Source organism: Acinetobacter sp. UBA1297 (genome assembly GCF_002307755.1).
Lineage (GTDB): Bacteria > Pseudomonadota > Gammaproteobacteria > Pseudomonadales > Moraxellaceae > Acinetobacter > Acinetobacter radioresistens.
This window is the reverse complement of the sequence record NZ_DBUF01000028.1, coordinates 61,368-76,267: the sequence shown is the minus strand read 5'-3', so window position 1 is coordinate 76,267 and position 14,900 is coordinate 61,368. Positions and strand designations below refer to the sequence as shown.

Here is a 14,900-nt window from a genome sequence, read left to right as displayed (position 1 = left end):
GCATATTCAGCTCTGTTTTAAAATCTTCACTCTTTTCAAAGGGCTATTAGGGTGTGTATAACAGAGAACCGGAACATCCATACTATAAGCATAGGCAAATATAGTTAAAACACGTTAGACTATGGCTTATCAATGCAATTTATTGTCAGCAAGACAAAAAAAGAGGGTCTAGATAGATGCCGCTCAATACTGTAGAAGAGCTCGTTGCAGATATCCGTGCAGGAAAAATGGTCATCCTGATGGATGATGAAGATCGTGAAAATGAAGGCGATTTAGTGATGGCCGCCACGCACGTACGCCCTGAAGATATTAATTTTATGATTACGCATGCGCGTGGTCTGGTTTGTCTGACTTTAAGCCGCGAACGCTGCAAGCAGTTGGATCTGCCACTGATGGTGGATTCTAACGGTGCCCAGCACGGAACTAACTTTACGCTGTCCATTGAAGCGGCTGAAGGTATCACAACCGGCATTTCAGCAGCTGAACGAGCTCACACGATTCGTACTGCCGTAGCCGCCCATGCCAAACCAACTGATATTGTCCAGCCAGGACATATTTTTCCATTAATGGCTCAACCGGGAGGTGTTTTGCACCGCGCCGGACACACAGAAGCAGGCTGCGATCTGTCAAGACTGGCAGGACTGGAACCGGCTTCAGTCATTTGTGAAATTATTAAAGAAGACGGTACAATGGCACGCCGTCCGGATCTGGAAATTTTTGCTGAAAAACATGGACTGAAAATCGGTACAATTGCAGACCTGATTCATTACCGTATGACCAATGAACAGACTATCGAACGTATTGACCAGCAAAGTATCGACACTGAATATGGAACTTTTGACCTGTATCGTTATCGTGAAATCGGTAACCCGGATATTCATCTGGCGCTAGTAAAAGGGGAGCCTAAAGAAGGGGTCACTACGGTTCGTGTGCATGGTTTTAATCCAGCTCGTGATCTGCTGAAACTTAACAAGCAGGAAGGCGAGCCAGCCTGGAATCTGGACCGTGCCTTAAAAACCATTGCTGATAGCGAACGTGGTGTACTGGTCTGGATCGGACAGCGTCACTTGCAGGACTTGGGCCCTGCGCTTGAAAGCCTGAACAAGCCTAAACCAATCAAATCGAACGCAGCGTTATCGCAGCAGTATCAGACTATTGGGGTAGGGGCACAAATTTTACGGGATCTGGGGGTAGAGAAAATGCAGCTACTTAGCTCGCCATTACGCTTTAATGCCCTGTCCGGCTTTAATCTGGAAGTGGTGGAATATATCACCGCAGATCAAACTTTAGTTAAATAATCGAGGTTGCTATGGCGATTCGCCGTATTGAAGGTTTATTACATCTCGCGAGCGAAGGCCGTTACGCGATTCTGGTCGGCCGTTTTAACAGTTTTGTTGTAGAACATCTGTTAGAAGGTGCGATTGATACACTGAAACGTCATGGTGTATCTGAAGAGAATATTACTGTTGTTCACGCACCGGGTGCTTGGGAACTGCCAGTAGTTGCAAAAAAACTAGCTGCAACAGACAAATTTGATGCGATTATTGCGCTAGGCGCAGTGATTCGCGGCAGTACACCACATTTTGACTTTGTAGCCGGTGAATGTGCCAAGGGCTTGGGCGTAGTTGGGCTAGATACTGGCTTGCCAGTGATCAACGGTGTATTAACTACGGACAGTATTGAACAGGCGATTGAACGCTCTGGTACAAAAGCAGGTAATAAAGGTAGCGAAGCTGCCCTGACTGCTATTGAAATGGTTAACTTGTTAAAGGCAATCTAAAAGATGTCGCAAACTCTTCAAGCAACTTATGCAGCAAAACGCAAAGCACGCCGTTTTGCTGTACAAGGTATATATGAATGGCAAATGAGCCATAATCCAGTGCATGAAATTGAAGCTCGTACCCGTGCTGAAAATGCCATGCATAAGGTCGACCTTGGCTATTATCATGAGCTGCTTACGCAAGTTGTTGCCCAGCATGAAGCACTTGATATCTTATTGGTTCCGGTACTTGACCGTGAGCTTGGTGCACTTGATGGTGTAGAACTGGCTACGTTACGTCTGGGCGCTTACGAGCTACGGGATCATCTTGAAATTCCTTACCGGGTCGTACTGGATGAAGCGATCGAACTAGCCAAGCATTTTGGTGGTGCAGATAGTCATAAATACATTAATGGTGTACTTGACCGTCTGGCACAAAGTCTGCGTGCGGCAGAAAAACAGCAAGCTGAATAAAAGCTATTGACGATGGCCGAGTTTTCCTTAATTCAGACCTACTTTAACCGTGATCATCATAGTCAGGTTGATTTAGGTATTGGAGATGACTCGGCTCTGGTCTCCCCTCCTCCTGGCCAGCAACTGGTCATTTGTGCCGATACACTCGTGGCCGGCCGTCATTTCCCGCTCTCGACCTCTGCCCATGCCATTGGCTGGAAAAGTGTCGCGGTAAATCTTTCTGATATTGCTGCCATGGGTGCCAAACCACACAGTATTTTACTGGCATTAACTTTGCCACAGGTAGATCACGAGTGGTTACAGGCTTTTAGCCAAGGCCTATTTGACTGCTGCCAGCAGTTTGGTGTCAGCCTGATTGGTGGTGATACCACTCAGGGTCCACATCTAACTATCAGTATTACTGCATTGGGCTGGGTTGAAGCCGGACAGGCCATTACACGTAGCGGAGCCCAGGCAGGTGATTATATCTGTGTAAGTGGGCAGGTTGGAGATGCAGCTTATGGTCTGCAACATCCCGGACATCCTCTGCAAAAACGGCTAGATTATCCAACACCACGCTGTGAACTTGGCCAGCAGCTTAAAGGCATGGCCTCAGCCATGATCGATATTTCAGACGGACTGGCACAGGATTTAGGTCATATTTTACAGGCATCGCATGTAGGCGCACAGATCGAACTCGAGTGTCTGCCACTTGATCCTGTACTACAGCAGCTCTCTTTAAATGAAAAGTTCCAATATGCCTTAGCTGGTGGCGATGACTATGAGCTTTGCTTTACGCTGAGTCCGACAGCTTATGAAAAACTTTTACAACAACAAAGTCATGTAAAAATTAGCAAAATCGGGCATATTACTGAGCGGCTCGGCTTAACTTTTGAAAAAGATGGCATAGACCATCCGTTTCAGTTTCACGGATATCAACATTTTGCATAAACCTTCCATCAAATTTAAACAGATGACCTGGACACAGCGCTGTATTGTATTTTGTGGCGTAGGTTTCGGTTCAGGTCTAGCACCTAAGGCTCCGGGTACGTTTGGTTCTGCTTTTGCCTTGCTGTTTATACCCGCTTGGCTGGCACTAGGTTTTTTTAACAGTGTCTTGATCATTGTACTGATGTCACTGCTAGGTATTTATCTGTGCGGGCGTACTGCTGAACTCATGGGTGTACATGACGATGGCCGCATTGTCTGGGATGAATTTGCTGGACAGTCTATTTCATTTTTACCACTGGTGTATCTGGGTCAGATGAATTGGCTGTGGGTTCTTATCGGTTTTGCCCTGTTCCGTTTGTTCGATGTCTGGAAGCCTTGGCCAATCCGGGTAGTTGACCGCCGGGTACATGGTGGCTTTGGTATTATGCTTGATGATATTATCGCGGGTATCTGGGCTGCACTCTGTATATTAATTTATTTATATTTTTCCAGGATTTAACCCTATTTTTTAGGATTACTCATGTCTACAAGCGTTATTATTCTTGCGGCAGGTAAAGGAACCCGAATGCGTTCCCATTTACCTAAAGTCTTACAACCTCTGGCAGGGCGTCCATTGCTTGGTCATGTGATTGAGACCGCAAAAAAACTACAAGCTGAAAATATTATTACGATTTATGGCCATGGTGGCCAACTGGTTCAAGATGCATTTGTTGAAGAAAAAATTCAATGGGTAGAACAGGCAGAACAGCTCGGAACCGGACATGCGGTTCAAATGACGCTGCCGGTATTACCTAAAGAAGGTATTTCCCTGATTCTATATGGTGATGTGCCGTTAGTGCGCCAGCAGACATTAGAACAGCTGCTGGAGGCATCCAGAGAAACCGGTATTGGCATGATTACTTTAACTGTAGACAATCCAGCAGGTTATGGCCGAATTGTACGTGAAAGTGGCAAAATTCAGGCAATTGTCGAGCACAAAGATGCGTCGGATGAGCAGCGTCTGATTAATGAAATCAATACCGGTATTTATTGTGTTAGTAATGCCAAGCTGCATCAGTGGCTGCCGCAGCTTTCCAATGACAATGTACAGGGTGAATATTACCTGACTGATATTGTAGCGATGGCCGTGGCAGACGGTCTGGAGATTGCATCAATTCAACCAGAACTGGCATTTGAAGTTGAAGGAATAAATGACCGCCTGCAACTTTCTACACTGGAACGCGACTTTCAGCAGCAGCAGGCGAAAGATCTTATGCAGCAAGGGGTGCATTTGATTGATCCTTCACGTTTTGATTTGCGTGGAACATTAAAAGCCGGCCAAGATGTGCGAATTGATATTAATGTCATTATTGAGGGCGACTGTGAATTCGGTGACTTTGTCGAGATTGGTGCAGGCTGTGTTCTCAAAAATACTAAAATTGCGGCTGGAACCAAAGTCCAGCCATATAGCGTATTTGAAAACGCGGTAGTGGGTGAAAATACCCAGATTGGGCCATTTGCCCGCCTTCGTCCCGGCGCAAAACTTGGCGATGATGTACATATTGGTAATTTTGTTGAAGTGAAAAATACCTCTATCGGTACAGGCTCGAAAGCCAATCATTTTACTTATTTAGGGGACGCTGAAGTCGGCGAAAATTCCAATATTGGTGCAGGCACAATTACCTGTAATTATGATGGTGCCAATAAGCACAAGACCATTATTGGTAATGAGGCCTTTGTCGGTTCAAATAGCTCACTGGTTGCCCCGGTCAGAATAGGTAATGGCGCAACAGTTGGTGCAGGCTCAGTCATTACCCGTGATGTTGAAGATTATTCTCTGGCTTTTGAACGTGCCAAACAGCTCTCCAAAGAAAACTATCAGCGTCCACAAAAAATTAAAAAATAGAGGAATAAACTATGTGCGGTATTGTTGGTGGCGTTGCTGAACGTAATATTATTAATATTTTAATTGAAGGCCTAAAACGCCTTGAATACCGGGGTTATGACTCAGCCGGTGTTGCCCTGCTGCATAATGGCCAGATTGTACGCGAACGCCGTGTCGGTAAAGTAGCCATGCTGGAAGAAGCAGTTCGTGACAGCCAGATTAGCGGTTCGGTCGGTATTGCTCATACGCGCTGGGCCACTCATGGTAAACCGACTGAAGATAATGCTCACCCGCATATCTCTGGTAATGTTGCAGTTGTTCATAACGGTATTATTGAGAATTACCAGGAACTCAAAGATGACCTGGAAGCTCTCGGCTATGTCTTCACCTCACAGACCGATACCGAAGTAGTGGCGCATCTGGTTAATGATGCCCTTAAATCAACCTCAAATCTGCTAGAAGCAGTTAATCAGGTGGTTCCACAGTTAAAAGGTGCCTATGCACTGGGAATTATCCATACTGATCATCCGGATGAGTTAATTACAGTACGTGAAGGCTCACCTCTTGTGATTGGAGTAGGTATTGGCGAGAACTTTATTAGCTCTGACCAGCTGGCATTGCTTCCGATTACCAACCGTTTTATCTATCTGGAAGAAGGTGATATTGCACGCCTCACCCGTAACAGTATTGAAGTTTATGCTCATGGCCAGCGTATTGACCGTCCGGTAAAAGAGCTGGACGCTACAGTAAGCAATGCATCTAAGGGTGAATATAAGCACTATATGCTCAAAGAAATTTATGAGCAGCCGGAAGCGATTCAGCAGACAATATCTCAGGCTCTAAATAGTGACCACCTGCGTGAAGATTTTCTGGAAAGTGCTGAAAATGATTTCAAGAATATCCAGCAGGTACAGATTATTGCCTGTGGCACCAGCTATCATGCCGGTATGATTGCCAAATACTGGTTTGAACAGATTATCGGGCTGTCCTGCCAAGTCGAAATCGCCAGCGAATTCCGTTATCGTTCGCCGGTAATTATAGCAAATACCCTATATATCTGTATTTCTCAGTCTGGTGAAACTGCCGACACACTTGCTGCCCTGCGTGATACCAAAAAACGGGCTGCCGAGAAAAATATCCCAATTACCACCATGACGATTTGTAATGTTGCAACTTCATCAATGGTACGTGAAACAGATCATTATCTGCTGACTTTGGCAGGGCCAGAAATTGGTGTCGCCTCAACCAAGGCCTTCACTACCCAGCTGGCGGCATTAATGCTGTTAATATTAAAAGTCGGTCAGGTCAAGCAAAGTATTAGTGCTCAGCAGATTGCTGAGATTACGGCAGAGTTATGGCACTGTCCAAAAGTAATACTGGATACCTTGCAACATGACAGTGAGATTTTACGTCTCTCTGAGCTGTTTGTAGAAAAACAGCATTGTCTGTTTTTAGGCCGGGGAATTCATTATCCGATCGCGCTAGAAGGCGCGCTTAAATTGAAAGAAATTTCCTATATCCATGCTGAAGGCTACGCAGCAGGAGAATTAAAACACGGCCCACTGGCATTGGTAGATAACGATATGCCAGTAGTTATTCTTGCGCCACAAGATGACATGCTCGATAAATTAAAATCGAATATGGAAGAAGTACAGGCACGTGGTGGAGAATTATTTGTTTTTGCAGATGAGAACAGTGGTATACAGGAAAAAGAGCGTCAGCATGTAGTCAGCATTCCCACTGTAACTGCCTGCTTGGCACCTATTGTATATAGTGTTCCAGTGCAGCTATTGTCTTACCATGTTGCAGTGTTACGTGGTACTGATGTGGACCAGCCGCGTAATTTAGCCAAGTCCGTTACTGTTGAATAATTTAATACCTGATAATAAAAAAGATGTAAGCAGACAATAAAGTCTCACACCAAACAATAAAGTGTCATACTAAATAAAAAAGTATCATACTAGATTGTTTGTTTTATGAACACCTGTTATGCTCATTTCAAATGAACACAACAGGTGTTTTTTTATGCTCTCAGTCCAACAACAGCAAAAATGGATCAAAGATGGCCGAGGTGATGGTGAGTTATCATCATATAAACCGTGGTTGACTGTTCGTGATCTATCATCACTTGGTCGCTCTCATCGAGTTTACGGCCATAAAACGAAGCGGACACATCATCTACTCTCAGACTTAGAGCTCGCTATTTTCTTAATTTTAGAATGGAATCCTCTGATTCAAGATATACGAGAACAATTCCCTCTCCGAATAGAACAGACTGAAGAAATCGCCCATTTAACTTGTATTCCACACCCTGCCGTTAGAGGCATTAAGCAGATAATGAGTACGGATTTTTATGTATTTAGTTCCGACGCTATGAATCCTCGATTTAGCATACAAGCTAAATACCAGAAAGATCTTGAAGATATCCGTACAATTGAGAAACTAGAAATCGAACGACGTTATTGGCAAAGCAAAGAAATCCCTTGGCAAATCATCACTGAACAAGAAATTCCTAAAGTGGTTTTTGACAACATTAAATGGTTATATCCTGCCATTAGAGATAATGATCACATCAATCTGTATGATCAAATTGAATTCTATGTAAAGCAGTTCCATAAATATCCAAATTTATCCTTGATTAACTTAGCAAAAAAAATTGATTCATCTTATGACCTTGAGATAGGTACATCTCTATCAGAATTACGTGTACTTTTTGCTCAACGTTATTTTAAATTCGACCTAAAATTAAATTACAAAGATTTAGTCCCACCCAATATTCAATTAGGCAATCTAACGACTTGGGAGGAGGTTCGTTATGCTGCGAATCAATGATGTATATCAGTATCAGGATCTCTCGATCAGAATCCTCAAAATTTTATCTGAACATATTGTTTGGATTGATATCAATGATGTGAAAGCACTTCCTGAAATCATCAGCAAAACGGAATTATTTCATGCCATTGAATCTTTTGAGGTATTTCGAATTGAAGATCCATTCCAAGAAATTGCCTTCATCCAGCCCGAAAAAGATTCTACTTCTCAGCTAAAAAGAGATGAAAATTATAATTTAATCAAATCTATAGTGGATAATGAACAGTTTTATATTCCCAGTATCCGATCTTCACTAATTAATGAAATTATAAATAATAAAAAATCTACTAAACAGACAATATACCGCTTGCTTAGACAATACTGGCAAAGAGGACAGACACCAAATGCCTTAATCCCTAACTACCAAAACTCTGGTGCAAAAGGGAGAAAAAAAGTTGCAAGTCAAAAATTAGGAAGAAAGCGCACTCACAAAGAAGGTACTGGAGCTATTATTACACAAGAGATTGAACGTCTGTTTCATCTCACGATTAGCAAATATTTATTATCAAATAAGAAACATTCTTTAAAATATGCCAATCGAGAATTTCAAAAGCTATATCGCACACTTTACCCAGATATCCCTGAAAATGAATATCCTACACTACGCCAATTTCAGTATTTTTATCACCGAGAATACAATCAAGTAGCTCGTTTACAGAAGCGATCAAACGACATTGAGTACTCTAAAGACTTACGCCAGCTCCATTCTACTGTAAATACACAAGTTCTTGGCCCTGGTTCACGGTATGAAATAGATGCCACGATTGCTGATATCTATTTAGTTTCTAATATTGATCGAAGCCGAATAATTGGCCGACCAACAATTTACTTCGTCATTGATGTCTTTAGTCGTATGGTTACTGGCTTATATATTGGCTTAGAAAATGCTTCTTATAAAACAAGTATACAAGCTCTTTATTGCGCTTTTACAAATAAAGTCGCTTTATGCAAAAAGTATGGAATAGATATTACTTATGAAAACTGGCCTTGTATCGGCTTGCCTGATGCGATTTTGGCTGACCGAGCCGAGTTATTTGGTCATCAAGTTGAAAATTTAGAAAAAAGTTTTTCGATCAGGCTTGAGAATGCACCACCCTATCGTGGTGATCTAAAACCAATTGTTGAAAGCAGATTCAAATTAATACAAGCTGAATTTAAACCCTTTGCAAAAGGAGTGGTTCAAGATGTGATCACAAAGAAACGAGGTGGAAAGGACTACCGTCTAGATGCAACACTTAATCTAGATGAATTCACTAAAATTATTCTTTTATCAGTTCTGAAATATAACCAATTTCATCAAATCAACAATTATGATCGTGATATCGATCTACCACATGACCTCCCAGCCGTCCCAATGGCGTTATGGAACTGGGGAATACAGCATCGTACGGGGAAACTACGAACAGCTTCCGATCAGGCTGTTTATGTCGCATTATTACCTAGAGAAAAGGCAACTTTATCAAATCGCGGTTTGAAAATTTTTGGTGTGACTTATACCTGCCCAGAATTATATGAAAAGGGTTGGCTACACCGCCAAAATACAATAAATCGACCCAAATTTTTATATGCTGCCTATGATCCAAGTAATGCAGAAAAAATTTATGTTTTCTATGAACAAAGTAGTCTGAAATATTGGGAAGCAACGATTTCCGACTATTCCCGTGAATTTAAAGGCTATAGTTTTTGGGAAGTTTGGCAAATCAATAGTGTTCAGAAAAAAACTTTTGAAAAACAAAATATAAAGAACAACTTAGCTCAATCTGAGTTAGAGCAGAAAATCATGGATATTATTCAACAAGCTAGTAGCGAAACACCATTACCGACTCAAAGCCAGAAAAGCCGAATCTCTGAGATTAGGAGTAATCGAACCCATGAAAAAGAGCTTGAACGTTCTAAATTGAAAGGTACGACTTCCAGTGTTAATGACACTTCTACAAGGGTTATGAAGCCCGAAATCACACAAGATGCTCAGAGCAATGTCATTCCTATGCCAAAGCGGAAGAAGTCATCTGACGAACTTGATGAGGATTTAAAGTTACGTTTCCCTCTATACCACGATTTACTCAGTGAAGATGATGAGCCATAACTTTATTCACGAATAAGGATGAATAGAATGAGTAATAAAGTCATTGTTAAGGAATATCAACCTAGTATTGGGCATTATGCTGGCAATCCATTCATTGAAGCATTACCTCCTATTCTGGATACGCCTGATATTATCAAAGCACTGAGAGGGAAAGTAAATTTCGATATTACAGACCAATCTCTACCAGCATCACAGCGTATACACCTTATTCCTCAATTGCTAAATATTTTTTTTCATCCAATTGAACGACATATTGAACTTTGGACAAAATTTTCAATTATGTTAAGACAAGGGTATGTCGGTCGAAATATATCAAATGGAGAATTGAACAAACATATTCAGAACGGTTATGAGCGAACAATGAAAGGTGATATTTCAGCTTTTAGGTATGAGCCTGCTCGTTCAACAGCTCAAAGTATGAGTATTATCGGATGTTCTGGAATCGGTAAAACCACAACGATCAATAATATTCTTAGTGTATACCCACAAGTTATTTATCACGAAAAGTATAACTTTACCCAAATTGTATATTTAAAAATTGACTGTCCTCATGACGGTTCCTTAAAAAGCTTGTGCTTACATTTCTTTAGAGCCGTTGATATTGCTCTTGATACCAACTATGAAGCTAAATACGCTTTAAAGCGTCATGGTATTGAAACATTACTCAATTTAATGCGTCAGATTGCAAATTTTCATGCAATTGGCTTGCTTATCATTGATGAAATACAGCACCTTAATATCAAAAACTCTGGCGGTGCTGACAAAATGTTAAATTTCTTTGTCACACTCGTTAATGTGATTAGTTTACCCGTCATTATGGTGGGTACACCAAAGGCAAGGTATATTTTTAATGACCTTCGTGGTAACCGTAGGGCTGCTGGATTTGGATCTGTATTATGGGAACCTATAAAAAATGAACCAAATCTTGAGTTAAATAATCGCGTATTTAAATCTGAATGGAATGCTTTTACCGATGCTTTATGGAAATATCAGTGGTTAAACAAAGCAGATATGCATCTCTCTGATGAGATTCGTGAATGTCTTTATGATCTTAGCCAAGGCATTCTTGATATTGCTGTCAAATTGTTTGTACTTGCACAAATTAATGCCATTACCTCTGGCCTAGAACGTATTACCGTTAAATTATTAAAAAAGACTTACCATGATGAACTTAAGCCCATCCATCCAATGGTCAATGCACTTAGATCTAAAGATCCAGAAAAAATCATACAGTTTTCTGATCTAATTATTCCTGAAGTCGATCAGCAAATTCTTAAATTACAAATGATTGTAGATAAGCATACTGAATCTACTGAGTATGATGATTTAAGTGAATACAATGGTAATAAAGAGGCGATACGCTTACATCATCTTTTACTTGGGCTAGACTTTAAATCTGAACTTTTAGTACCAACTATCAAACGAGCCTTTCAGCAACATCCCCATCTTTCAATGCAAGAACTTATGCCAATTGTCATGATATGGCTGAATGATATAGGCAAAAATATTCAGACTAATCCAAAGCCTAAAAATAAAAGTAAAAGGGTTAAACAAGATCAATGGCATACCTTAGATACTGAAGATTTACGATTCCAATTCTCACAAAAAGATGATAAACAAAATTTCTATCAACATCTTAAAGAACATACTCAGCTTATTTTTAATATGGAGCGTTGGTTTGAGCAGGTGAGTTAGATGCTGAATTTCCCTCTGCCATATCAAAATGAACTCATTTACAGTACTGTGGCTAGGGCTGGAATCCGTCTTGCTTTAAGCAGTCCAAAACAGTTATTAGATGAAATATTTCAGAATCGTAAAGTTATTGCTACGGTTGATTTACCTTGCCACTTAAACGCTATTATTAACCAATTTCCAGCCAATCAAGTCAGCCTAGAAGATATCGCATATCAACATACACTCTTCCCGATCTATGCTCCCTTTGTACCAGAAAATAGACGACAACAGTGTTTACAATGGATGGCTGAAGCATCCCAAGGTTCAATTCATCTTACTCTAGGTATTAATGCATCACGACTTAAACCCATCCACAAACTCCGCTACTGCCCAGCCTGTTTTAAAGAACAGTTAGAATTATATAGTGAGCTTTATTGGCCACGCTTATGGCAAATACAAGGTGCTTGTTGTCCGATACATGGTGAGCTTATTGACTCAACCATTGAGCTAAGATCATTACATCGACATGATTTCATCACACCAACATACCAAACATGTCCTGAGCAAATTCAGTCGAAAGCGACATCAAATAGTCTATTTATTACAAAAAAGTTATTAGAACTATTGTCTCTTCCTCCTTCTGAATCACCTCATTATGAGCAATGGACAATTTTCTATCATCAACTTGCTCAACAAAATGATTGTCTCCGTGGTCAAAACCACATTGTCTACGACAAAATTTTAGACAAAATCATTGCTCGATGGACTTCCAAATTTTTAGAACAATACAATTTAGGCGGCTTAAAATCTGAAACGTGTTGGTTACGGAGTATCTTCAGGAAACACCGAAAAAGTTTTAGTTATCTGGAACATATCGTTGTGATTGAAGCATTAAGTAATAAAGAATGGACTTTCTCAGCGATTCTAGGACAAGTTAAAAATTTAAATGAAGAATCAAAAGGTAATAACAGTCAAAATTTAAATATATGTGTACACCCTAACCTCTTTGAATATAGGAAAAAATGGCTAAAACTGGTCAAGGAATTAGGTATTAAACCCGCTCGTTCTATAAATCAAGCCTTATATGCTTGGCTATACCGTAATGATAAAGACTGGCTATTGAAAATAAATCAAACCTTCCGTCAGGGCTTTATTCCACAGGGAGCTAAAGTTGACTGGCACAACCGTGATCTTGCTTATGCAAGACAACTAATTCAGCTCTACAATGGGCTCATTTGGGATGTAGATAGTCCTCGACGCTCTGCAAAATGGTGGCTTACACAAATCCACCATGTTTCGACCATTGAAAAAAATTTATATCGCTTACCTATTACTCAATCATTTTTGAAACGCTATAACGAAGATATTAGTAGCTACCAAATTAGACGGTTAACTCAAGTTTTTATTGAAATAAAAATGCAAAGCCAAGACTTACCTCGTTGGAGAATTTTACGCAAAGCAGGTTTGAGTGACGAGCGTATGACCTGTGAAACGACAAAATTTCTAAATATGGCATTACAATATTTAAGGTTAAATTAATGAAAATTAAGAATTTCCCAGAAGATGCAAAAATTACATTCTTAGGTGAAATATTTAAATTTAATCACTTAAAATCATGGAATATTAAATTAGGAATCCATGCTGATTCTGAACTATCCGTCAAGCACTCACGACTATCTAATTTACCAGCTTTTGCACGAGGTCGATGTCTGAATCCAAGTGACGGTCAATGTCGTAAAGGTGGGTATAAAATTAATATCAATATTCAATCAAACGAAGATTGGAAAGTTAAAGTTGATCCAAAGAATAGAGGGTATTATTTTGAATTTGATTTTAATAGAGGTAGTGAACAAAACCCAGATCTCCTGCATATCCGTATACCCCAGATTGAATTAGCACGCGTTCTTTTCTTTCACAATGCCTATTTAGCTAGGAACTGTATTGATCAAGGTATCTTAGCAAGAGAGTTTTTTGTTGATCCTATAGATCAGACAACGACCGTTATTCATGTGCTACCACACCGCACATTTCCTTTAGGTCAATTCAATAATGAGGGCATTCGCAGATTACTCTCATGGATATTATTAGATGAAAATGCTAGGCAATCCTATGAAAGTATTGCTCATTACTTCAAATTAGAAGCTAAACAATTTGAAGAAAAAACATCATGGCAATTTCACTTCACGCCACCGCAACTAATAAATATCTCACTCAAAATGCTTGGTCGATTTGATTCTACAACCAATGAATATTTGGTCTTTGAAGTTACCGATCTACATAATATTAAGACCTCTTTGCCTCCAAACGTTCTTTATGAAAGCCCTGAGTTCAAATCAGGCAAATCAACAGGCTCTGGAGGAGGCTCTTCTGGCTCTAATCAAGGGGGAGATGATTCTTCGGTAGATGACGATATTCAAGGTGATTCAAATTCAAAATTAGTAGAAATAGAGATCCCTCAAACATCCATAAGTTTTTCGAATCCGAGTGAAACGAGAAAAGTCGTGAAGAAAAAAGCGAAAGGCGGATCAGGGGGACATGATGATGTGACTGAGTACGAAGAAGTCGGTGTTGGAACAGGTGAACCAACCGTTAATGGAAATGGTCCCCAAGGCGAATTTAATGGATTAGAGGATGACAGCGACGTAATCGCTCTCTATATGCAACGTTTTGATGCTTTTAAACTTCTTGTAAAACAACTTGCCTTAAAACATCATCTAAAATATGAAGAAAAACTACACTATTTGCAAAAAGTTGGACGTTCACGTCTGCATCGGACACTAGACGGAAACAATCGATGCTTACTTGAGGCTAAATTCTTTATTGAGAATCACTGGTATGCAATATTAGAAATTGATACCAGTGATAACGCAAAACCACTCTCAACATTAGTTGTACAAATCTATGATCTCAATAAATGGAATCATAATTTTAAAGATATTGCTAAAAAGATTGTTAAAAATTCTCTTCGATGGCCATCTATTGAAAGCCTGCAAGATTTTGGAGTTCCTTATACGCTAAATCATCCTAAACATTTAGTAGAGCTAACTGAGTCTGATGATGAGTTTAATGGGTGGTTACAAAGGATGGAAAAAATACTTGATCTTTCATAAAACGTTATGGGCTTAATCACTTATTTTGTACATACATACTCTCAGATGCATTAAAATAGCTTAATTATTCTGTTAGATGGTCAATATATTGTTTGTCTAAAAGAAGTAGCTCTATTTTTTATATTATGGAAT

The 14,900-nt window shown here is 40.1% G+C and carries 12 protein-coding genes; all 12 read left to right on the top strand.

Features of this window, described 5'->3' with window-relative positions; translation table 11 throughout:
* Window positions 1–176 precede the first annotated feature (176 nt).
* The 12 genes from ribBA to B3R63_RS12325 all read left to right on the top strand — a co-directional run bounded on the left by ribBA (window position 177) and on the right by B3R63_RS12325 (window position 14,768).
* A complete protein-coding gene (gene ribBA, locus B3R63_RS12380) occupies window positions 177–1,298 on the top strand; it encodes a bifunctional 3,4-dihydroxy-2-butanone-4-phosphate synthase/GTP cyclohydrolase II (protein WP_075040560.1) in 1,122 nt (373 codons plus the stop codon).
* Between the two features lie 11 nt (window positions 1,299–1,309).
* Entirely contained in the window at window positions 1,310–1,780 is a 471-nt protein-coding gene (gene ribE, locus B3R63_RS12375; protein WP_005017729.1) for a 6,7-dimethyl-8-ribityllumazine synthase, read from the top strand.
* A gap of 3 nt (window positions 1,781–1,783) precedes the next feature.
* Window positions 1,784–2,233: a transcription antitermination factor NusB gene (nusB, locus tag B3R63_RS12370; protein WP_286731520.1), complete on the top strand. Its 450-nt coding sequence runs from the start codon at window positions 1,784–1,786 to the stop codon at window positions 2,231–2,233.
* Window positions 2,234–2,245: 12 nt separating this feature from the next.
* Window positions 2,246–3,163 (top strand): thiamine-phosphate kinase, encoded by a 918-nt coding sequence (gene thiL / locus B3R63_RS12365; RefSeq protein ID WP_005017724.1) that lies wholly within the window; start codon window positions 2,246–2,248, stop codon window positions 3,161–3,163.
* Between the two features lie 22 nt (window positions 3,164–3,185).
* Entirely contained in the window at window positions 3,186–3,662 is a 477-nt protein-coding gene (locus B3R63_RS12360) for a phosphatidylglycerophosphatase A family protein (RefSeq protein WP_005404828.1), read from the top strand.
* Window positions 3,663–3,683: 21 nt separating this feature from the next.
* On the top strand, window positions 3,684–5,048 hold the full coding sequence (gene glmU / locus B3R63_RS12355; RefSeq protein WP_286731515.1) for a bifunctional UDP-N-acetylglucosamine diphosphorylase/glucosamine-1-phosphate N-acetyltransferase GlmU: 1,365 nt from the start codon (window positions 3,684–3,686) through the stop codon (window positions 5,046–5,048).
* Between the two features lie 11 nt (window positions 5,049–5,059).
* Window positions 5,060–6,898, top strand: a complete 1,839-nt coding sequence (glmS, locus tag B3R63_RS12350) for a glutamine--fructose-6-phosphate transaminase (isomerizing) (protein WP_005017717.1) — start codon at window positions 5,060–5,062, stop codon at window positions 6,896–6,898.
* Between the two features lie 154 nt (window positions 6,899–7,052).
* On the top strand, window positions 7,053–7,859 hold the full coding sequence (locus B3R63_RS12345; protein ID WP_004965069.1) for a heteromeric transposase endonuclease subunit TnsA: 807 nt from the start codon (window positions 7,053–7,055) through the stop codon (window positions 7,857–7,859).
* Window positions 7,843–9,984, top strand: a complete 2,142-nt coding sequence (locus tag B3R63_RS12340; RefSeq protein WP_286731512.1) for a transposase — start codon at window positions 7,843–7,845, stop codon at window positions 9,982–9,984. The genes B3R63_RS12345 and B3R63_RS12340 overlap by 17 nt, the downstream gene beginning before the upstream one ends.
* A gap of 27 nt (window positions 9,985–10,011) precedes the next feature.
* Window positions 10,012–11,679, top strand: a complete 1,668-nt coding sequence (locus tag B3R63_RS12335; protein WP_286731509.1) for an AAA family ATPase — start codon at window positions 10,012–10,014, stop codon at window positions 11,677–11,679.
* Window positions 11,680–13,197, top strand: a complete 1,518-nt coding sequence (locus B3R63_RS12330; RefSeq protein ID WP_286731506.1) for a TnsD family Tn7-like transposition protein — start codon at window positions 11,680–11,682, stop codon at window positions 13,195–13,197. It abuts the gene before it with no gap.
* On the top strand, window positions 13,197–14,768 hold the full coding sequence (locus B3R63_RS12325) for a Tn7-like element transposition protein TnsE (protein ID WP_286731502.1): 1,572 nt from the start codon (window positions 13,197–13,199) through the stop codon (window positions 14,766–14,768). The genes B3R63_RS12330 and B3R63_RS12325 overlap by 1 nt, the downstream gene beginning before the upstream one ends.
* Window positions 14,769–14,900: the final 132 nt, after the last annotated feature.

What these genes read in the sequence shown, in the direction of transcription:
- ribBA (WP_075040560.1), top strand. Translation starts at nt 177, where the DNA reads ATGCCGCTCAATACTGTAGAAGAGCTCGTTGCAGATATCCGTGCAGGA.
- ribE (WP_005017729.1), top strand. Translation starts at nt 1,310, where the DNA reads ATGGCGATTCGCCGTATTGAAGGTTTATTACATCTCGCGAGCGAAGGC.
- nusB (WP_286731520.1), top strand. Translation starts at nt 1,784, where the DNA reads ATGTCGCAAACTCTTCAAGCAACTTATGCAGCAAAACGCAAAGCACGC.
- thiL (WP_005017724.1), top strand. Translation starts at nt 2,246, where the DNA reads ATGGCCGAGTTTTCCTTAATTCAGACCTACTTTAACCGTGATCATCAT.
- B3R63_RS12360 (WP_005404828.1), top strand. Translation starts at nt 3,186, where the DNA reads ATGACCTGGACACAGCGCTGTATTGTATTTTGTGGCGTAGGTTTCGGT.
- glmU (WP_286731515.1), top strand. Translation starts at nt 3,684, where the DNA reads ATGTCTACAAGCGTTATTATTCTTGCGGCAGGTAAAGGAACCCGAATG.
- glmS (WP_005017717.1), top strand. Translation starts at nt 5,060, where the DNA reads ATGTGCGGTATTGTTGGTGGCGTTGCTGAACGTAATATTATTAATATT.
- B3R63_RS12345 (WP_004965069.1), top strand. Translation starts at nt 7,053, where the DNA reads ATGCTCTCAGTCCAACAACAGCAAAAATGGATCAAAGATGGCCGAGGT.
- B3R63_RS12340 (WP_286731512.1), top strand. Translation starts at nt 7,843, where the DNA reads ATGCTGCGAATCAATGATGTATATCAGTATCAGGATCTCTCGATCAGA.
- B3R63_RS12335 (WP_286731509.1), top strand. Translation starts at nt 10,012, where the DNA reads ATGAGTAATAAAGTCATTGTTAAGGAATATCAACCTAGTATTGGGCAT.
- B3R63_RS12330 (WP_286731506.1), top strand. Translation starts at nt 11,680, where the DNA reads ATGCTGAATTTCCCTCTGCCATATCAAAATGAACTCATTTACAGTACT.
- B3R63_RS12325 (WP_286731502.1), top strand. Translation starts at nt 13,197, where the DNA reads ATGAAAATTAAGAATTTCCCAGAAGATGCAAAAATTACATTCTTAGGT.